The sequence below is a fragment of the Brevundimonas sp. AVps31 genome (genome assembly GCF_058681355.1).
In genome coordinates this window covers 103051-122301 of sequence record NZ_CM178736.1, presented here as the reverse complement: position 1 = coordinate 122301, position 19251 = coordinate 103051, and the positions used below count along the sequence as shown (strand labels likewise).

Below are 19251 nucleotides of genomic sequence, written 5' to 3'. Positions count from 1 at the left end.
TCTCACCTGTCTGTGTCGGGCAGGGTCAACGCGCCGGGGCGCGGCCCGCTCCATGCGATCATCAACCGTCTCACGCCGTCGAGACCGGCGGGGCGCCCGGCGCGTCCGGCAGGCCGGAGCCGGGCGCGTCCGGATCGCGTCCGTGCCGACGGTCCAGCCGGCGCATGATCGGGGTGACCGTCAGTCCGTGCAGGAGGATCGAGAGCAGGATGACGAGGCCGACGATGGCCCAGAGCCTGTCCGCCTGCGGGAAGGCGGCGTGGTTCAGGGCATAGGCGACGTAGTAGATCGATCCGACCCCCCGGATGCCGAAGAAGGCGAGCGTCAGTTTTTCGCTGCGCGTCGCCTTGACCCCGATCAGCCCGATCAGACCCGTCAGAGGGCGCACGACGAGCAGGATCGCGACGGCGATGCCGCCGTCGATCCAGGTCAGGGGCGACAGGAGCCCCTTGACGAGCGCCCCGCCGAACAGGAGCAGCAGGACCATCATCGACAGCCGCTCCACCTGTTCGGTGACGTCATGCATCTCCCGCTGGAACGCGTGTTCGCGATGGGCGTGCCGAAGGGTCAGGGCTGTGACGAAGACGGCCAGGAAGCCGTAGCAGTGCACCATCTCCGTCAAGCCGTAGGAGAGGAAGGTGGCGGCGATCGCGATCAGCCCGTCGCCGGTGCGGGCCAGCTTGCTGTCGGAATCGATCCGGAAGGTCAGCCAGCCGAAAAGCCGGCCCACGAGCCAGCCGCCGACCACGCCGACACCGATCTCCCAGACGACATTGTAGGTCAGCCAGTCGATCAGCCAGGGTTCTCCGGTCTGGGCCGCCAGGGCCAGGGCGATGGCGAGATGGACGAAGGGGAAGGCCAGGCCGTCGTTGAGGCCGGCTTCGGACGTCAGGCCGAAGCGGACCTCATCCTCCTCGCCGGTCTTCGGTGGACCGACCTGGACGTCCGCCGCGAGGACGGGATCGGTCGGGGCCAGGCTGGCGCCCAGAAGGATCGCCGCGATCCAGGGCAGGCCGCCCCAGACGCCCAGGAGCGCGATCGCCGCGATGCTCAGCGGCATGGTGATGGCCAGAAGACGCCAGGTCACGGCCCAGCGCCTGAAGTGGAAAACGCGGTCGATCTTCAGCCCGGCGCCCATCAGCGCGATAATGACCACGAACTCGGTGAAGCGCTCGGTGACGTCCGGATGATCCATCGGCAGGGGATCCAGGGTCACCGCGGGGATGGAGAAAATCGCGCCGCCCAGCGCAATGCAGATGATGGGCAGGGAGAGGGGCAGCCGTTTCAGCGCGGTCGGCAGCCACGCCACCAGGGCGATCAGGAGACCCGCGCCGGTCAGGCCGACGATATAGGGCGCGGGGGCGAGGTCTGCGAACGACATATCGCGCAACAAGGCCGTCGCCGTTCGGTTCAGTCCTGAACGAACAGCCTCCGTTCCGGGAGGGCAGGCGACGGTGCGCCTGTCGGCCGGGGTCGCTTGAGACCGGATCGGGCTGCAGCGGGACCTGACCGGCTGCCCAAGCCGGTTCTCAGGCGCTTTGTCCGCTGCCGTACATTGAAAAATCACGACATTTTACCACGCCTTAGGCAATTGCGCCCAACGATGTTCTGTCGCTGTTCCGTGCGATGGAAGGCGGTGGTCATGTCAGAAACTCAATCCAGACACTTGAGCCGTCTCCAGAGATTCGTGGTCGCCGGCCGGCTGCGATACTGGATCATCACAAGTTGGGCCGTGGCGCTCCTCACGGTCATCGAGTTGAAGTGGGTCGCCGCCTGGTACGTCGTGACCATGGCGTCCGGTCTGGTGCGGGGGGCTGTCGATCAGAAGGCGCGGGGCCTGCCGAAAGGGACCGGCACGGCGGTGGCCACACTGGCCTGCGTCGCCTGGGCGGTTGCGCCGCTGATCGCCTGGTTCATGGGCGGAGCCCATGGCGACACCCTCGCGGCGGTGCTGTTGTGCGCCGGCTATTTCCTGGTCTTCACCCAGATGCGCGCGGCCCCGAGGGAGGCGTTGATCGTCTCCTCGCCCTACACCGTCGCCACGATCGTCATTCTCGTGACCATGGCGGACGAGGCGGAGTTCTGGACGGTTCTCGCCGCCCTTCCGGTCCTCGCCGTGGCCCTGCTGGTCAAGGTGCTCGTGACCCAGTTGAAGGACCGCGAGCTATCGACGGTGGCGGAACGTCAGGCCGAGCTCATCGTCGAACTGGAGCAGGCCCGCGACCGGGCGAACGCGGCGTCCGAGGCGAAGTCCAACTTCCTCGCCGTCATTTCGCATGAACTGCGGACCCCGATGAACGGCGTGCTCGGCGCCGCCCAGTTGCTGGACCATGACGGTCTCCCCGACCGGGACCGGGACTATGTCCGCATTATCCGGGGATCGGGTGAAGGCCTGCTGGATCTGCTCAACGACCTGCTCGATGTCAGCAAGATGGAGGCCGGCAAGCTCGAACTGCATCCCCAGCCCATCGTCATCGAGGACTTCCAGGCGCGCCTCGTCGGCCCCTGCCGGGCCCAGGCCGAGGCCAAGGGGCTGGACCTGCGCGTGACGCTGGCGCCCGGGCTGCCCCGGCGCATCGTCGCCGATCCGATCCGGTTGGGCCAGGTCGTCCAGAACCTTCTCAGCAACGCCATCAAATTCACGGACGCGGGGCATGTCGCCCTCACCCTCCGGTGCGCCTCGGCTGACGACCAGAGCCTGCTGTCCTTCATTGTCGAGGACACGGGCCCCGGCATTACGCCGGACGGCCAGGCCCGCCTGTTCCAGCCCTTCCAGCAACTCGACGATTCCTCCACCCGTCGCTTTGGCGGGACGGGCCTGGGCCTGACCATCGCCCGGCGTATCGCGAACCAGATGGACGGCGATGTCGTCGTTCGATCCACCCCGGGCCTCGGCTCGGTGTTCACCTTCACGGCGCGCGTCGAATGCCTGCCTGACGTTGAACCGGTCATGATGCAGGACGTGGCGGCGCCGGGCGATGAGGACGCGCTGAGGATTCTGGTGGTTGAGGATCACGCGGTGAATCGCATGATCCTGAACGCGTGGCTGACATCGCAGGGCCACCGGACCGAGATGGCCGAGGATGGAGAGCAGGGGCTTGCCGCGGCGTCCCGGCAGGCCTTCGACATCATCCTGATGGATGTGAACATGCCAGTGATGGATGGGCTGACGGCGACGCGTCACCTTCGCGCCCGACCCGGGCCGAACGCCGCGACACCGGTCGTCATCCTGTCCGCCTCGGCCCGTCGGCAGGATCATGAGGTCGGTCTGGCGGCCGGCGCGGACGCCTATTTGAACAAGCCCATCGACTTCGCCGGGCTGGCGCGAATGCTCTCGGACCTGACCCGGCCTTCCTTCACCCGGGCCGAGGCCTCGGCGGCGGCCTGAAGCCTGACGCTGCGCCCGGGAGGGGCTGATCGCGGCCCGGACCCGATGCCGGTCGTGAGGCGAAGGCGCGGTCGAGGTCACCTTTCGGGCCGGCGGGATCGACCCTCCCGGGCCCGACAGCGGCCATCCACGCCTTCAGTCGCCAGCCGTCTTTCGGGGGCGTCTCCGGCGCGGCGCAGACGCCGGCGCCCGATGGGCGCGTCAGCGTCCGTCGGCGGACACGACGGGCCCGATGGGCGCGTCAGCGTCCGTCGGCGGACACGACGGGGCGACGCGAGTCCGGCTCGGGGCGGGGCGTGAGGTTTGTCCCGCCGATCCTGTCCCAGACCTGAAGATAGAGGCCGTAGTTGCCGCTGAACCGCTTGTGGTGAAGGTCGTGGTGGGTGGCGGTGATGAACCAGCGAAGCGGCGGTCGCGTGAGCCAGGCGGCGGGCCAGACCTCGCGGCCCGCATGATTGAGCACCGCGGTGGCGGACATCAGGGTCAGCAGCGCGAGGGCCACGCCCCAGTGGATGGGGATGACCAAGGCCAGGGCCGGCAGGAACCAGGCCGTCGCGACGGCCTCGGCCGGATCGAAGGCGAACGAGGCGAAGGCGCTGGGATCACGGGAGCGGTGATGCTCCGCATGCGCCCAGCCGAAGACCCCGGGATGATGCAGGCCGCGGTGAACCCAGTAGTAGAAGGCGTCGTGGGCCAGCAGGTAGATCACGAAGCTGATCGGCAGCCACCACAGCGGCCACGCGTCCAGGCGGTCATAGACCGCGCTCCCGCCACGCTTCCACAACTCCAGCACCGCCGCCGCCGGGAGGGCGTAGATCGGGCAGGCGATCAGCGAGGCCCCGATTTCGCGGAGAATGCGGGCGCGCGCGGGGGGCTTGTGATTGAGCTGTCGTCCCCGGCCCCGACCGGACCACATCAGGAGATGGGCGATCGCGGCGACCAGCAGATACCGCAGGCCGATGATGAGGCTCAGGGCAAAGGTCGTGAGGGCGAGGTCGAGAACCATAGCTCACACACAATCAATCGGGGCGCCGGGTCAAGCCATGGTCGGCGACGGGGACTGGGTCTATGCTGACGGCATGACGCTGATGGGCTCCATCCTGCTGTTCGTGGCGACCGTGGTCGGCATGGAAGTCTTCGCCTGGGCGATGCATCGCTACGTGATGCACGGCGTGCTCTGGTCCTGGCACCGGAGCCACCACGAGCCGCACGACGGCGTGCTGGAGAAAAACGATCTCTTCGCCCTCGTCTTCGCCCTGCCGGCCATCGCCCTGCTGGCGTTCGGGCAGGACCTCTGGAGCTGGGCGCGCCCGGTCGGGCTGGGGATCACCGCCTATGGCCTGATCTACGCCTGGTTCCACGACGGCCTGGTCCACAGGCGCTACCCGACGGGTCTGTCAGGCCGCTCGGCCTTCTGGCGCAAGCGCATCCAGGCGCACCGGCTTCACCACGCGGTGCGGACCCGGGACGGCGGCGTCTCGTTCGGCTTTTTGTGGGTGCGCCCCGTGCGCGCGCTCAAGGCCGAGCTGGTTCAGAAGCGGACGTCCTCCAGCAGCGGCGCCTGAGCCAGGGCCGCCAGGTTGGCCGAGCCCGTGCAGAAGCAGGCCAGCCTCAGCTGGGCGCTGAGTATCTCGAAATGGTCGATCACGGCCTCGGTCGAGACCAGCGCCGCCTCCAGCACCCCCGCCGCCTGCCCGACGACACGGGCGCCGAGCCGGATCGCCCGGGCGGCGTCCAGTCCGTCGCGGATGCCGCCGGAGCCGATCAGCGGCAGACCGGGGGCGGCGCGAGCGGCCGCGATCAGGGACCCGGCCGTCGGCACGCCCCAGGCGGCGAAGGGCCGCGCGACGGCTTCGGCCCGACCGCCGGCCTCCCGTGCGCCTTCGATCAGACCCCAGTTGGTGCCTCCCGCGCCGGCGACATCCAGGGCGGCGACCCCCAGATCGGCGAGGCGGCGAACCACCGCCCCGGACAGGCCGGCGCCGGTCTCCTTGATCATCAGCCGGCCCGGGAAAGCGCTTGCCAGGCGCGCGATGGCCGCCTCGACGCCGCGCCAGTCCCGGTCGCCCTCTGGCTGCACCGCTTCCTGAAGCGGGTTGAGGTGGAGGATCAGGCCATCCGCGCCGATCATCTCGACCGCCCGGCGCGCCTGATCCAGCCCGTAGCCCTTCACGAACTGGACGGCGCCCAGATTGGCCAGGATCAGGGCGTCGGGCGCGCGGCGACGCAGGTCGGCGCCGAGCCCGAGATCGGCATTGCTCTCGAGCGCAACCCTTTGCGAGCCGACGGCGAGGGCGATGCCGAGATGCTGGGCCGCCTCCGCCAGCCGCGCATTGATGCCGGCCGCGCGGCTGGGGCCGCCCGTCATCGAGCTGATCAGAAACGGGCTTTTCAGGGTGCGGCCGAACAGGGTTGCGGACAGGTCGATCGCGTCATGGTCGAGTTCGGGCAGGGCGTTGTGAACGAAGCGGACGGCGTCGAGTCCGGACCCCACGGCGCTGCGTCCCTTGCCGGCCCTCACATGGTCGATGTGTTCGTCCTTGCGCCGGACGAGATCGTCGCGTGACGAGTCCATGAAAATCAGTCCCTGTGAAGGTTGCATCCGAAACTCACGTGATGCCGTATGAGACCATAGCGGCGTGTCCGGTGGTCGCAACGCCGCGGACCGTCCACCGCCCGTCATCGTCTCGGAGAAATGCATGGGGACCGCCGGCGTCCAGCCTCGAGACACACGCGCCGAAGCCGACGGCGACACCGACGTCGCCGCCCTGTTCCGTCTGACCGAGGCGCGACTGCCCGCGCTCATTCCCCCGGGGCACGCCGGCGAGACCGCGATCCTGTTCGAGGCGGCCCGGTCGGCCCTGCTCGGCCGCGGAAAGCGCGCCCGCCCGATCCTGAGCATGCTCGCGTGCGCCCACGTGGGTGGGCGGGCGCAGGACGCCCTGGACTACGGCTGCGCGGTGGAGATCGTCCACGCCGCCTCCCTCGTGCTGGATGACCTGCCGTGCATGGACGACGCCACCCTGCGGCGCGGCGCGACCGCCCTGCACCTGGCCCACGGCGAGGATGCGGCGGTGCTGGTCTCCATCGCCCTGCTCAACCAGGCGCATCGGACCGTGCTCGGCGTGGAGGGTCTGACGGCTGAACAACGGCTGGGGCTTCTGAACGAGCTGACCTCGGCGGTCGGATTCGGCGGCCTGGCCCATGGGCAGGTCCGCGATCTGAGGGACGGGGCGGAGGCCCGCACCGAGGCGGGCCTGCGTCGTCTGAACCATCTGAAGACCGGCGCCCTGATCGTCGCGGCCCTGCGCGGGGGCGGGATCATCGGCGGCGCCACGGCCGCCCAGCTTGAGGCCCTGACCCGCTTCGGCGACTGCATCGGCTTCGCCTTCCAGCTCAGCGACGACCTCGCTGACGTGAGCTCGACGGCCGAGACGCTCGGCAAGGACGTCGCCCAGGACCGCGACAAGCTGACCTTCGTGGACCTCTGGGGCGTCGGACGGGTTCGCGCCGCCGTGCGCCAGGCCGTGGACCGGGCGGAAGAAGCCCTGACCGCGCAGTGCTCCGGCGACGACCGCCTGGGCGACTATGTGCGGGGGCTGTTGTTGAATGTCGGCGCCGCTCGCTGACGGCGCGCCGGCGCTCCGGCTCGACCGCATACACGCCGGCTACGGGGACCGGACCGTGCTTGAGGGCCTTAGCCTGACGGTCGCGGCCGGCGAGGCCTATGCGCTGATCGGACCGAACGGCGCCGGAAAGTCCACCGCAGCCCGGGTCGCCTGCGGCCTCCTCGCTCCCCGCTCGGGCGCGGCGACGGTCGCCGGTCGGGGGCGGGGCCGGATCGGCCTGGCCCCGCAGGAGAGCGCCCTGTTCGACCGGCTGACGATCCGCGAGAACCTTGACGCCATGGCGCGACTGGGCGGACTCCGGCGGGCGGCGCGGCCAGCGGCCGTGGACCGCGCGCTGGACCGGGCCGGTTGCGCCGGGCGGGCGGACGAGCGGGTCAGCGCCCTGTCCGGCGGATGGCGACGGCGCGCCAGTCTGGCGGCGGCCCTCGTGTGCGGACCCGGGCTGCTGGTGCTGGACGAGCCGACGGAGGGCGTGGACGCCGCGACCCGCACCGCGCTCGCGCTCGCCGTCAAGACGGCGCTGGCGGAGGGCGCGGGATGCCTGATGATCAGTCACGACGCGGCTTTCGTGGCGGCGGTCGCGACCCGGGTCGGCGTGCTCTCCCGGGGGCGGTTGGTCGCCGAGGGCGCGCCGTCCGACCTGCTGTCCCGAGCCTTCGGCGCCGCCCTGCGGCTGACGGTCCGCTTTCCGGTGCGCCCGCCGCCCGGGCTGGAAGCGCAGATGCAGGACCAGGGGCTTGAGCGCGAGGCTGACACCGTGACCTGGCGACGCGTGGGGGACGACGTCGACCGCGTGTCCGCCGTCCTGGCGGCGCCGGTGCAGGCGGCCGGCGGGGAGTTGTCGATCCGGCGACCGGATCTGGATGATCTGCTCACGCGGCTGACGGGATCGGCGCGATGATCGCCCTGTTCATCGCCCTGGGACGGAGTGTCCTGCGCGATCGCGCGGGCCTCGTCATGACCTTCCTGCTCCCGCCGCTCGTCTTCCTGCTCTTCGCCGCGATTTTCGGGGCGAGCGCCCGCGGCGATGTCGATCTGCGGGTGGCCCTGTACGACGGGGCGACCGAGGCGCGGGGCGCGGCGCTTGCGCGCGGGCTGGGCGAGGCCTTCGGCGAGGGCCTGATCGAGGTCGCCAGCCTCTCCGAGCTCGAGACCGCCGTCCTCGACGGGCGAGCGGACGCGGGCGTGGCGCTTGGGGGCGGCGAACAGGCCGCGCCGTCGGTGGAGGTGCTGACAGCGGCGGGTCGAGAGGTCGCCGCCGCCGCGGTCGCCGGACAGGTCGGAGGCGTGCTCGAGGCGTCGACCGGCCGGGGCAGGGGCGACCCGGTCGCGCGACGCACGGTCGGCCGCGCGGGCGACGTCCAGGTCGTCTATTACGCGGGGGCGGTCAGCATCATGTTCGTCTTTTTCGCCGCCATGCACGGCGCGATGACCGGGCTGGACGAGCGGCGGTCCGGACTACAGGCGCGGCTGTCTTTGCTGGCGGGCGGTCTGGCGCCGCTGGTGGCCGGGCGGTTGCTCTGGCTGACCGCGGTCGGCGTGGTCCAGTCCGCCGTCGTCTTCGCGGTCGCCTTGCCGCGCCTGCCCGCTCTGGAGCCCTGGCAGGGCGCCGCCTGGCTGGCGACTGCGGGTCTGGCCGCCTTCGCGGCCGCCGGGGTGGGTCTGGCGGTGATCGGCGCCTGCCGCACCCGGGAGCAGGCCCAACCCCTCTCGACCTTCCTCGTCCTGCTGCTGGCCGCGCTCGGCGGGTCCATGGCGCCGCGCTTCCTGATGCCCGAGGCCTTCCGCCGACTGGGGTGGGCCACCCCCCACGCCTGGGTGATCGAGGCCTACCAGTCTCTTCTCTGGCGCGGCAGCTTCGGCGCGGCCGTGCTGTCGGCCTGGGCCGTGCTGGCGTTAACGGGCGCCGTCGGGTTCGGGATCGCCCTCACCCTGGAACGACGGCAGATGCGCGCCTAGGTCAGACGTGGGTCCACAGGGCGGGGCGCGGCGGCGGACGGCGCCACGCATCCAGGGTCTTGCTCCAGATGGCGATCAGTCCCCCGCGTCCCAGAAGGACGAGCTTGCCGGTGCGGTCGACCGAGGTCCGGCCGTCCCAGGCCCGGGCGCCGGCCCGGGCGACGTGGCGGCCGATGGCGCGATAGACGCCGCGCGCGGTGGCGATCGCCCAGGCGGAGCGAGGATTCAGATCCCGCAGGCCCCAGCGCGCCGAGGCGTAGAAGGGCTCCGCGGCGGTGACCAGCCGCTGGGCGATGCCGGCGACGGCGTCGCGATGCCGCGGCAGGCCGACCTCGTCGCGCGGGATTCCCGCCTCGTCGAGCCAGTCGCCCGGCAGGTAGACCCGGCCGCCATGGGCGTCTTCGACAACGTCGCGCGCGATGTTGGTGAGCTGGAAGGCGAGGCCGAGGTCCTGGGCGCGGCGGAGCGTCGGGGCGTCGGTGACGCCCATGATCCGGGCCATCATGACCCCGACGACGCCGGCGACGTGGTAGCAATAATCCAGGGTGTCCTCGAACGTGTCGTAGCGGCGGCCCAGCACGTCCATCTCGAAGCCGGTCAGGAGGTCCATGGTCTCGTCGGCGGGGATGGCGTGGCGCAGGGCGACCCGCTGCAAGGCGGCGAAGACCGGTTCGGACTGGGGAACTCCGGCGAGTGCGGAGGCGGTGCGCGTGCGCAACTCGGCGAGTTTCTCGCCGGCCACCACGGGATCGATGCCGACCGCGCCGTGGCCGAGAACCTGGCCGTCGATCTCGTCGTCGCAGTGCCGGCACCAGGCATAGAGCATCCAGGCGTCGTCGCGGATCTCCCGGGGGAACAGTTTCGACGCGGTGGCGAAGCTTTTGGAGCCCTGTTCCATCGACTGGCGGCTGTGGTTCAGGACGGTGTCGGTCATGCGGGGGCCCTGGCGTCTTCGATCATCAGGCCGGCCGTCGCCTTCGCAGAACCGACAACGCCGGGAACCCCCGCGCCCGGATGGGTGCCCGCGCCGACGAAATACAGGTTGGGGATCTGGTCGTCGCGGTTGTGCACCCGGAACCAGGCGCTCTGGGTGAGGATGGGCTCAAGCGAGAAGGCCGAGCCGTTGTGGGCGGCGAGCTGGTCGCGGAAATCGACCGGGGTGAAGATGCGGCAGGTCTCGAGGTCCGCGGTCAGGCCTGGAATGTAGCGCTCCTCCAGATAGGCGAGGATCCGGTCGCGGTATTTCGGGCCCTCGACCGCCCAGTCGAGATCGGCCGAGGCGAGGTGTGGGACGGGGGCCAGCACATAGAAGGCGTCGCAGCCGTCCGGCGCCAGCGAGGGATCGGTGCGGGTCGGGGCGTGCAGATAGAGGGAGAAGTCCTGCGACAGGTCGGGGCCGGAGAAGATTTCGCCGATCAGCTCGCGGTAGCGAGGACCGAACAGGACCGTGTGGTGGCGGATCTCGGGATGGGTCCGTCGCAGGCCGAAATAGATCACGAACAGCGACATCGAGTGTCGCTTGGCCGCGAGCCTGGCGCCCTCCTTGCGGCCGCGGGGCTCGGCGCCGAGCAGGCGCTGGTAGGTGGTCACCACGTCGGCGTTGGAGGCCACCATGTCGAAGGCCAGGGTCTCGCCGCCCACCACCACGCCGGTGGCCCGGCCGTCCGCGACCGTGATCCGCTCGACCGGGCTGGACAGGCGGACCTCGCCGCCGAGGTCCTCCAGCAACCGGACCATGGCCTGGATCAGGGCGCCGGTGCCGCCGCGCGGGAACCAGACGCCCCAGCGGCGCTCCAGCGCGTGGATTAGCGCGTAGATCGAGGACGTGGCGAAGGGGTTGCCGCCCACGAGCAGGGAGTGGAAGCTGAACGCCTGTCGCAGGTGCTCGTCCTGGATGAAGCTGGCGACCTTGTCGTAAACCGACCGCCACGCCTGCAGCCGCATCAGTTCGGGCGCGGCCTTGATCATGCTGGCGAAGTCGAGGAACGGCACGGCCCCGAGCTTCTCATAGCCCTCCTTGAGGAGCTCCTCGGAGTAGGCGAGAAACCGGCGGTAGCCCGCCTTGTCGGCCGGGTTGCGGGCGACGATCTGCCGGTCCAGTTCGGCCTGGTCGTTGACATAGTCGAAGACGTCGCCGTCTTCCCAGCACAGCCGATAGAAGGGCGCGACCGGCAGCAGCTCGACATAGTCGGACAGCTTGCGGCCGCTGAGGGCAAACAGGGCCTCCAGCGCCGACGGGTCGGTGATGACGGTCGGACCGGCGTCGAAGGTGTAGCCCTTGTCCTTGTAGACATAGGCCCGACCGCCCGCCTTGTCGCGGGCCTCGAACACGGTGGTCTGGATGCCGGCGGACTGCAGGCGGATGGCCAGGGCCAGGCCTCCGAAGCCGGACCCGATCACGGCGGCGCGGGTCATGCGCGCCCCCGCTCAACGAGACAGCCGATGGCCGCCGCCAGCGGGACCGGCGGCTTGCCACTGAGAATGCGGACCTTGTCGAAAGCTGTGGATCGCGCGGCGTAAAAGCGCGCGATCAGAGGCTCTGGCAGACGGTAGAACCGTTCCAAAATCCTGTATCTCCGTTCGGGTTGGGCGGCGCGGAACAGCATGCGGTTGAGAAGCCGGTAGAAGCCCCGCGCCTTCCATACGTCCGAGGCGTAGGTTTGGATGCTCGCCGACAGCGTCTGGCCAACGCCCGGGGGCGTCGCGGCGAGCCGATCCGCCAGCCGCACGGCGTCGGGCAGGGAATAGCCGGTCGTGGGATGGAACAGGCCGGCGCGCAGGCCGGACAGGGCGGTGGGCCCGCGACGTCGGAAATGCGCCGCCAGGTCGCCGTCCAGGGCCACCGGGAGAACACCGTGCTCCTCCCGCACGACAGCCTCGATCGTCCAGCCCTGCGCGGCGGCGTAGTCGGTCACGCCGCGCCTGAAAACCTCGTGATCGAGATCGGCGCCGTCGGTGTAGCGGGTATCCTCGATCAACAGTGTGCGCTCGTCGAGGGGCAGGGTGTAGACAAACCGGTAGCCCCCGTCCTGGCTGACCGAGGCGTCCATGATGATCGGTTCGGAAAGGCCGTGCGGCGCGCTCAGCCGCACCTCGAGACCGACGAATTTCTGGAACCCGAGCGACAGGTCCGGCATGGCGAGGGGGCCGCGCCCATCGATCACCGCCCGGGCGTGCAGCCGTCGCCCGTCCGTCAACAGCACGCTGGTCGGGGCGACCGTGGCCGCCGAACCCGTGACGATGCGGCCGGAAAGCGCCTCGGAAAGCACCGCGTTGAAGCGCGCGGACGTCACGCTGCAATAGCCGACGCCGAGGCGACGGAGGTGCCCGGGGAAACGGACGGAATAGCCGGGCCAGCGGTGGGCGATCAGCGGCTCTATCCAGTCCCGTTGCGCGGCGGTCAGGTCCGGTTCGAAGAAGGACCAGGTGTGGTCACCGCCCAGGACGCCCTGCGGCTCGAGAATTCGCACGTCGAGCTCGGGCTGGAGCTGGGCGAGTCGCCACGCCAGAAGCCCATTGGCCAGGCCGCCGCCGACGAGGAGGAGGTCCGGTTCTCGATCAGGGACGGCGTCCGCCTTCATGTTCAAGGGGTCGCACAATGCGACCATGGCGGCAAGCGAACAGGGTGCCGAAGTCGGCGAGGTGCGCTAATGTCGCGCCATGACGCGCGCGCCCTTGACCGAGACCGAGACCCGGCGGCAGACCCGGATCGGGCTTGGGCTCGCGGTCGCGCTCATGAGCAGCTGGCTGCTGATCCATGTCTACGGGGTCTATGGATATCCGTGGTCCGCCTGGAGCCTGATCGTGGCGCCGCTGCTGATCCTGCTGCAGACCTGGTTGTCGGTCGGCCTGTTCATCGTCGCGCATGACGCCATGCACGGGTCGCTCGCGCCCGGCCGTCCGGGCGTCAACACGGCATTCGGCACGCTCGCGCTGGGCCTGTACGCCGGGTTCCGGTTCAAGCGCTTGCGCACCGCGCACCACGCCCACCACGCCGCGCCGGGCACAGCCGCCGACCCGGACTTTCACCCGGGGGAGCCGCGCCGCTTCCTGCCCTGGTTCGTGCGCTTCTTCAGGACCTATTTCGGCTGGCGGGAACTCGCGGTCCTGACGGCGGCGGTGGCGGTGGCGGTCTTCGTCCTGCACGCCCGGATGATCAACCTGCTCGCCTTCTGGGCCCTTCCGGCCCTGCTGTCGGCCCTGCAACTGTTCGTCTTCGGGACCTGGTTGCCGCACCGGGTCTCGGACCGGGCCTTCGAGGACCACCACAACGCCCGCAGCAGCGCGTTCGGGAGCTGGATGTCGCTGGCGACCTGTTTCCACTTCGGCCGACATCTCGAGCATCACCTGGAGCCCGGCGTCCCCTGGTGGCGGCTGGACGCGCTGGCGTCCGCGCGCCAGGCCCGGGCGGCGTCCGCCGTGGACACATCCGGCCCTGACCCGATCCAGTCCTGACCGGGTCTTGTCGGGGACGGCGCTGACCAAGCCGGGCGGCGGCCTGTTCCGAGCGTGAGCGTACGGAACGGCCTGAGCCGGCGGCGATTAGTCCGCCATGAACCTGAAAACCTACTGCGTGACCCTTGTGTCCGACGGCGGCGCCACCCGCGATGTGCGGGTGCCTTCGCCCACCGATGTCCAGGCCGGAGACGCGGCCCGCCCCCTGATGAGCCAGGGTGAGCGCATCCTGTCCATCTCCGAGGTGAAAGGGGACGGCCAGCCGCTGGACGCCGCGCCGCCCCTGTCCCAGGCCGCCGAACTGGCGTCCGAAACTTCCGGCATGGCGGCGGCGCCGCAGCCCGGCGCGCGCGAGGGCGACGCGCATGGATGACGCCCGCCTCTGGGGATCCGAGGAAGGTCTGTGGACCGCCGATCCGGAGCGGTACCGGGAAATCATCGACGACGAATGTCTGATGGTTCTGCCGGACGCCCCCTATGTCTTCAACGGCGCCGACGCCGTCGCCGCGGTCAGCCGGACACCGCGCTGGCCCGAGGTCGCGTTTTCTTCTCAGCGCGTTGCAAGGCCGCAGGAGGGGTTGATCGTGATCGCCTACGCCGTCACGGCGCGGCGGGGCGAGCAGGCCTATTCGGCGAATTGCACCACGACCTATCGCCGCCTCGAGCACGACGTCTGGCGGGTGATCCAGCATCATCAGTCGCCGACGGGGTGAGGTCCGCGGGTCGCGCGATCGCCGATGGGCCAGGCCGAAAGACACTCGCGCTTCGCCAGTTGGCGGCGACTGACGGCGCCGTCCGTCTTTCAGGTGCGAGCGCCGGGGCGGAAGTCCTGACCGACCGCCGGCGCCCGCGCTCTATCCCGGGTTACGATTGGTAGCGGTGGACGGGATCGGGGCGTGCCCGTCTATCGCCGCTCGCTCGTGGCGTGAGGCCAGCCCCGCCTCGATCGCCGACACCAGGGCTGAAAGCTCGATCGGCTTGGTTACGACCTGATCCATACCCGCGGCGTAGCATTCCTCGACCTGGTGGCTCATCGCGTTGCCGGTCACCCCGATGATCACGCCCCCGGCCGCGTCCGAGCCGGCCGCGCCTGTTCTCAGCGCGCGGGTGGCGGCGAGGCCATCCATGACCGGCATCTGGACGTCCATCAGCACCAGATCGAAGGCCTGTTCGGCAAGTCTGCTCACGGCCGCAGCGCCGTCCTCCACTCCCTCGACGCGCCCGCCCAAATGTTCAAGCAGCGCGGTAAGGACGGTCCGGTTGGTCCCGTTGTCATCCGCCACCAGGGCTGTGAAGGACACCGGCTCCAGGTTCTCCGCGCTGCGGGCCGGCGCTTCGTGAGAGACGGCCTCCCTCGTCGCCGGGAGGCAGACCCGGAAGCACGTCCCGGCCCCCAACTCGCTCTCGGCGGTGATTGTCCCGCCCATGAGCGCGGTGAGCTTGGAGCAGATGCTCAGGCCCAGGCCGGAGCCTTCGTGCGCCCGGCGGTAGGATCCGTCAGACTGCTCGAATGGCCTGAATATCCGCTGCAGGTCGCCACGAGGGATGCCTGGCCCGGTGTCACGAACTTCGAACACGAGCCCCTCGTTCGCCTCTTTCACAGACAGGGAAATGTCCCCCCTGTCGGTGAACTTGATGGCGTTTCCGACCAGGTTGTCGAGGACCTGCCTCAACCGTAGGCCGTCGCCGCGGTAGGAGCCTGAGGCGCTCGCGTCGATCTCAACCTCCAGGTTGAGGCGCTTCAGGGCGGCTGAAGCGGCAAAGGCCGCCACGCTGTCCCGAACCAGCCGGGCGGGCTCAAAGACCCCATCGGTCAACTCGAGACGGCCAGCCTCGATGCGCGAGAGATCGAGTACGGCGTTCAAAGTCCCCATGAGACTCTCGCCGGACCGGCGAATGATCGCGATCCGTTCCTTTTGCGCATCCTCCAGAGGGTTCAAATCCATGAGCTGCGCCATGCCGAGTATTCCGTTCAGGGGCGTGCGGACTTCATGACTCATGGTGGCGAGAAAGACGGACTTGGCCTGCGATGCGGCGTCCGCGGCTGATCGGGAGGCCTTCAGAGCCTCGACCAAGGCCGCATTGTCCGACCATGCCTCCGCCCAAGCGGACCAGACCGAACCGACTTGCCGTCCGATCAGCGCCAAAATCGCCACCAGAAGACCGAGCGATCCCACCAATGCCGGGCCGGCGTCGCCGCGGAAATACGGCCACAAAGCCGCAACGACCGCGGTCAGGGGCGGGGCGATCGCAATCATGAACAGACGGGGAAGGGCGGAGAACTGCGCCAGCGCGACGCAGATCGACCAGGCCTGCAACAGCAGAACGACGGCCATGTTGGCCGGGGTGTGCTCCAGCCACAGAACCGCGAGAGGTCCAAGCACGCCCAAGGTGAACCGGGCGGCGACGATCGGCGCCAGCGCGCCGAGTCCGTGGTCTCGGCCTCCGACCGGATCCGGTTTGCGGGCCAGCGCGCGCAACCTTGCCTGGAAGCCCAGATCGGCGGCGATCCCGACCACGCTGCTCGCGACCCCGATTTTCCAGAAGCCTAGCATGGCCAGGACGGCGCCGGCGGCGAGCCAGGCCCCCAGTAGGATCCAGAGCTCGGTCCGCATCGCCGCCAGGGTGACGCGATAGCGGGAGGGCGGAGCCGCGCCGGGCTTCAGCTGCAGCGGCTCGGCAAAGAGCGCAAGTCCGGGTTTGAGCATCAGGGCCTCGGTTTTGATGAGATGCGTAAGACCTTGGTCTTCGCGAAGCCTTTCCAGACAGGGTTACCGGGCGACGCGGTGGCGCCACAGGGTGGGCGCCAAGTTATGTTCGGGACGCTGACGCTCCTTGTTGAGACGCACGGGCATGGCGCAACGGATCGCGATCTGATTGTGGCGGCGTTCTCCGAAGCCGTACACCTCGGACCGGATTAGGGCGGCGGCGGCGTGCGGCGCCCTCGTCAACCTCGCGATCATCGGCGTGGTCCTCTGGGAGGCCGTCCAGCCCCAGGTCCCGCCGATCCTCAGCGCCCGCATCGTGCGGCGCGACGCCATGGTCAGCGAATACTACGCCCGCCTCGACGCGCGTTCGATCTCGCTGGACGGCTTCACCGAGAGCGGGGCGGGTCTGTCCGCCCTGACCTGGGATGCAGTCGAACAGGACAGCGTTTCCGCCAACCTCGGCGTCTCCTGGCGCTGGGTGATCGCGGGCCGCCGCTTCGGGACCCTGCGTCCCTCGGTGCGGCTGGAGTGGTCGCACGAGTTCGAGGACATCGGCGACCAGGGGGTCCGCTACGCCGACTGGGCCGCCAGCCCGACCTATCTGGTCCCGCTGGACGCCTGGTCGCGCGACAACCTGCGGATCGAGCTGGGCAACGACTGGATGGTCAATGATCGCCTGTCCTTCGGCGTCGGCTATCGCGGCGGCTCCGGTGACGCGAGCTCGACCCACGGCGGCGAACTGCGGGTCAAATACGGCTGGTAAGCCCCGGGGCCGGCGGAGCGATCCGCCGGCCCTGTCTGGGTCTCCGGACACAGACAGGGCCGCCCCGGCCTTTGTCGCCGGCTTGCGGATCCGGATGACGCCGCAGACCCTGGCTCAGGCTCCGGTGAACCGGCGGAGATGGTCCGACGCGTCGGCCTATCCGCCACAAGCCCGTTTATCGGCACGGCGTTGCCCGGGTGCGCCCTTGGCAAAAGCTGGCGCCGAAAAACGACATCCCGACGCTGAGGAGGTCGCGCCAAGTCACTGATTTTAAGGGAGGACGATGGTGGGTGATGTAGGGTTCGAACCTACGACCCGCTGATTAAGAGTCAGCTGCTCTACCAACTGAGCTAATCACCCGAACGCATCGTCTGCGCGCTGACGGTCGGCAGGACCGGCGTCGGCGAGGGGCGGGAGATAGAGGCTCGCTTCGCAGAAGGCAAGCGGCTTTTCCGTGTCCGTTTCGGTTTGTCGCAGGACCGGATAGGGTCGCACCGGAATCAGCCGTGCTAAGCGGCGAGGGGAGACGCGACATGGCCTTCTGGAACCGCCGCCGTTCGATCGACGCGATGCTGGCGCCGCATGACGGACCGGCGCTGAAGAAGACGCTGGGCTGGCCGCACCTGATGGCGCTGGGCGTCGGGGCCATCGTCGGGACCGGCATCCTGACGCTGATCGGCGTCGGCGCCGGGCTGGCCGGGCCTGCGGTCCTGATCAGCTTCGGCCTTGCCGGTCTGGTCTGCGCCTGCGCCGCGTTGGCCTATGCAGAGCTGTCGACCATCATGCCCGCCTCGGGCAGCGCCTATACCTACTCCTATGCGGCGCTGGGCGAGATCTTCGCCTGGATCGTCGGGTGGAGCCTGATCCTCGAATACTCGCTGGTCGTCTCCGCCGTGGCCGTGGGCTGGTCGGGCTATGCCGTGCCCTTCCTCGCCGGCTGGGGCATTGACCTGCCGACGGCGCTGACCGTCGGACCGCATGTCGCGGGTGGGCTGATCAATCTGCCGGCGGTCTTCATCATCGCGGTGGTCACTGGCCTGTTGCTGCTGGGCACGCGCGAGAGCGCGACGCTGAACGCCATCCTGGTCGTCATCAAGATCGCGGCCCTGGTGGTGTTCGTGGCCATCGCCCTGCCGAAATTCGATACGGCCAACTTCACCCCCTTCATGCCCAACGGCTTCGGCGCGCCCTTCGTGCAGACGGGCGTAATGGCGGCGGCGGCCATCATCTTCTTCGCCTTCTACGGCTTTGACGCCATCGCCACCGCGGCGGAGGAAACCAAGAAGCCGGAGCGGGACCTGGCCATCGGCATCGTCGGCTCGATGGTGATCTGCACCATCCTGTATATCGCGGTCGCCGCCGCGGCGATCGGCGCGGCCCCGGTCGCCTCCTTCGCCGACAGCCCCGAGCCGCTGGCCCACATCCTGCGCGGTCTGGGACAGGGCGTGGCGGCCCAGTGGATCGCCGCCGCCGCCGTGGTGGCCCTGCCCACCGTGCTGCTGGCCTTCCTGTTCGGCCAGAGCCGGATCTTCCTCGGCATGGCGCGCGACGGGCTGCTGCCGAACCGGCTGGCGAAGATCTCGAACCGGGGCGTGCCGGTGGTGGTGACCCTGTTCACCGCCGTCGTCGTGGCCTTCCTGGCGGGGATCATGCGGCTGGACGAACTGGCGTCGCTGGCCAACGCCGGCACCCTGATGGCCTTCATGGCCGTGGGCGTCAGCCTGATCGTGCTGCGCATCCGGGAGCCGAACCGCGAGCGGAAGTTCAAGGCGCCGCTGTGGTGGCTGGTGGGCGGGATCGCCATCGTCGGCTGCATCACCTTCTTCTTCAGCCTGAAGGGGACGACACAGCTCTACTTCCTGGCCTGGAACGTCCTGGGCCTCATCATCTACCTCGTCTGGTCGTCGCGGAATTCGCGGCTGGCCAAGGGCGAGGAGGTCGAGGGCTGATGGCGCGGCGGGACCTGTCGGGCGCGGTCGACTTCTCCGTGCTGGAGCGGATGACCGGCGGCGACGACGCCATCACGGACGAGGTTCTGGGCCTGTTCGGCCAGCAGGCGGCGATGTGGTCGCCGATGCTGGATGTCCGCGAGGAGGGTTGGCGCGACGCCGTGCACACGATCCGGGGCGCGGCCTCGGGCATCGGGGCGGAGGCGCTGGCGCAGGCCTGCCAGACGGCGGAGGCGGCCCAGAAGGGCGAGGCGCCGCCGATGTTGGAGCGGGTCCGGGATCAGTTGCAGATCGCGCTGGGGGACGTGGCGGCTTACCGGCACGAGATCATGCTGCGGAGCCTGAGGGGGTAGCTGCCGCCGGGGCCCTCCACCACGCTACGCGCGGTCCCCCGCCCCCG

At 69.7% G+C, this 19251-nt stretch carries 18 protein-coding genes and 1 tRNA gene; 11 read left to right on the top strand and 8 right to left on the bottom strand.

Annotation, left to right across the window (positions count from 1 at the left end):
- Positions 1-70: 70 nt before the first annotated feature.
- Positions 71-1381, bottom strand: coding sequence for a cation:proton antiporter (locus ACW174_RS00450; protein ID WP_492015732.1), 1311 nt, complete (start codon positions 1379-1381; stop codon positions 71-73).
- A 351-nt stretch (positions 1382-1732) separates the two neighbouring features.
- Between ACW174_RS00450 and ACW174_RS00445 the strand changes: the two genes are divergently transcribed.
- A complete protein-coding gene (locus ACW174_RS00445) occupies positions 1733-3388 on the top strand; it encodes an ATP-binding protein (protein WP_492015731.1) in 1656 nt (551 codons plus the stop codon).
- A gap of 241 nt (positions 3389-3629) precedes the next feature.
- On the opposite strand, the gene ACW174_RS00440 is transcribed toward ACW174_RS00445, so the two are convergent.
- Positions 3630-4394 carry a sterol desaturase family protein gene (locus ACW174_RS00440; protein ID WP_492015730.1) on the bottom strand — a complete coding sequence of 255 codons (765 nt, stop codon included), beginning with the start codon at positions 4392-4394 and terminating at the stop codon, positions 3630-3632.
- A gap of 37 nt (positions 4395-4431) precedes the next feature.
- Here ACW174_RS00440 and ACW174_RS00435 point away from each other — a divergent pair, with 37 nt between their 5' ends.
- On the top strand, positions 4432-4953 hold the full coding sequence (locus tag ACW174_RS00435; RefSeq protein WP_492015729.1) for a sterol desaturase family protein: 522 nt from the start codon (positions 4432-4434) through the stop codon (positions 4951-4953).
- Here ACW174_RS00435 and fni read toward each other — a convergent pair.
- On the bottom strand, positions 4920-5963 hold the full coding sequence (fni, locus tag ACW174_RS00430) for a type 2 isopentenyl-diphosphate Delta-isomerase (RefSeq protein WP_492015728.1): 1044 nt from the start codon (positions 5961-5963) through the stop codon (positions 4920-4922). The genes ACW174_RS00435 and fni overlap by 34 nt on opposite strands.
- Before the next feature lie 124 nt (positions 5964-6087).
- On the opposite strand from fni, the gene ACW174_RS00425 reads away from it, so the two are divergent.
- From ACW174_RS00425 to ACW174_RS00415, 3 genes are read left to right on the top strand one after another with little or no spacing between them, the layout of a single operon-like run.
- Complete coding sequence (locus tag ACW174_RS00425; protein ID WP_492015727.1) at positions 6088-7017, top strand: polyprenyl synthetase family protein; 930 nt, start codon at positions 6088-6090, stop codon at positions 7015-7017.
- The gene (locus ACW174_RS00420; protein WP_492015726.1) at positions 6998-7918 is read left to right on the top strand and encodes an ABC transporter ATP-binding protein; all 921 of its coding nucleotides are present in this window, start codon (positions 6998-7000) and stop codon (positions 7916-7918) included. Before ACW174_RS00425 ends, ACW174_RS00420 begins: the two co-directional genes overlap by 20 nt.
- Positions 7915-8976, top strand: a complete 1062-nt coding sequence (locus tag ACW174_RS00415) for an ABC transporter permease (protein ID WP_492015725.1) — start codon at positions 7915-7917, stop codon at positions 8974-8976. The genes ACW174_RS00420 and ACW174_RS00415 overlap by 4 nt, the downstream gene beginning before the upstream one ends.
- Before the next feature lies 1 nt (position 8977).
- Here ACW174_RS00415 and ACW174_RS00410 read toward each other — a convergent pair whose 3' ends face one another.
- From ACW174_RS00410 to crtY, 3 genes are read right to left on the bottom strand one after another with little or no spacing between them, the layout of a single operon-like run.
- Complete coding sequence (locus ACW174_RS00410) at positions 8978-9910, bottom strand: phytoene/squalene synthase family protein (RefSeq protein WP_492015724.1); 933 nt, start codon at positions 9908-9910, stop codon at positions 8978-8980.
- Positions 9907-11391, bottom strand: coding sequence for a phytoene desaturase (locus ACW174_RS00405; RefSeq protein ID WP_492015723.1), 1485 nt, complete (start codon positions 11389-11391; stop codon positions 9907-9909). The genes ACW174_RS00410 and ACW174_RS00405 overlap by 4 nt, the downstream gene beginning before the upstream one ends.
- Positions 11388-12557, bottom strand: coding sequence for a lycopene beta-cyclase CrtY (crtY, locus tag ACW174_RS00400; RefSeq protein ID WP_492015722.1), 1170 nt, complete (start codon positions 12555-12557; stop codon positions 11388-11390). The genes ACW174_RS00405 and crtY overlap by 4 nt, the downstream gene beginning before the upstream one ends.
- Before the next feature lie 79 nt (positions 12558-12636).
- On the opposite strand from crtY, the gene ACW174_RS00395 reads away from it, so the two are divergent.
- The 3 genes from ACW174_RS00395 to ACW174_RS00385 all read left to right on the top strand — a co-directional run bounded on the left by ACW174_RS00395 (position 12637) and on the right by ACW174_RS00385 (position 14144).
- A complete protein-coding gene (locus ACW174_RS00395) occupies positions 12637-13431 on the top strand; it encodes a fatty acid desaturase (protein ID WP_492015721.1) in 795 nt (264 codons plus the stop codon).
- A 97-nt stretch (positions 13432-13528) separates the two neighbouring features.
- Positions 13529-13804, top strand: coding sequence for a hypothetical protein (locus ACW174_RS00390; protein ID WP_492015720.1), 276 nt, complete (start codon positions 13529-13531; stop codon positions 13802-13804).
- Complete coding sequence (locus ACW174_RS00385) at positions 13797-14144, top strand: DUF4440 domain-containing protein (RefSeq protein WP_492015719.1); 348 nt, start codon at positions 13797-13799, stop codon at positions 14142-14144. The genes ACW174_RS00390 and ACW174_RS00385 overlap by 8 nt, the downstream gene beginning before the upstream one ends.
- Before the next feature lie 141 nt (positions 14145-14285).
- Here the strand turns inward: ACW174_RS00385 and ACW174_RS00380 are convergent, their stop codons facing one another.
- Positions 14286-16139, bottom strand: a complete 1854-nt coding sequence (locus ACW174_RS00380; protein ID WP_492015718.1) for an ATP-binding protein — start codon at positions 16137-16139, stop codon at positions 14286-14288.
- A 169-nt stretch (positions 16140-16308) separates the two neighbouring features.
- Between ACW174_RS00380 and ACW174_RS00375 the strand changes: the two genes are divergently transcribed.
- Entirely contained in the window at positions 16309-16902 is a 594-nt protein-coding gene (locus ACW174_RS00375) for an autotransporter outer membrane beta-barrel domain-containing protein (RefSeq protein ID WP_492015717.1), read from the top strand.
- Between the two features lie 284 nt (positions 16903-17186).
- On the opposite strand, the gene ACW174_RS00370 is transcribed toward ACW174_RS00375, so the two are convergent.
- Positions 17187-17262: transfer RNA gene (locus tag ACW174_RS00370), tRNA-Lys, on the bottom strand.
- A 173-nt stretch (positions 17263-17435) separates the two neighbouring features.
- Between ACW174_RS00370 and ACW174_RS00365 the strand changes: the two genes are divergently transcribed.
- Complete coding sequence (locus tag ACW174_RS00365) at positions 17436-18851, top strand: amino acid permease (protein ID WP_492015716.1); 1416 nt, start codon at positions 17436-17438, stop codon at positions 18849-18851.
- Positions 18851-19204, top strand: coding sequence for an Hpt domain-containing protein (locus ACW174_RS00360; RefSeq protein WP_492015715.1), 354 nt, complete (start codon positions 18851-18853; stop codon positions 19202-19204). The genes ACW174_RS00365 and ACW174_RS00360 overlap by 1 nt, the downstream gene beginning before the upstream one ends.
- The last annotated feature ends 47 nt before the right edge of the window (positions 19205-19251 follow it).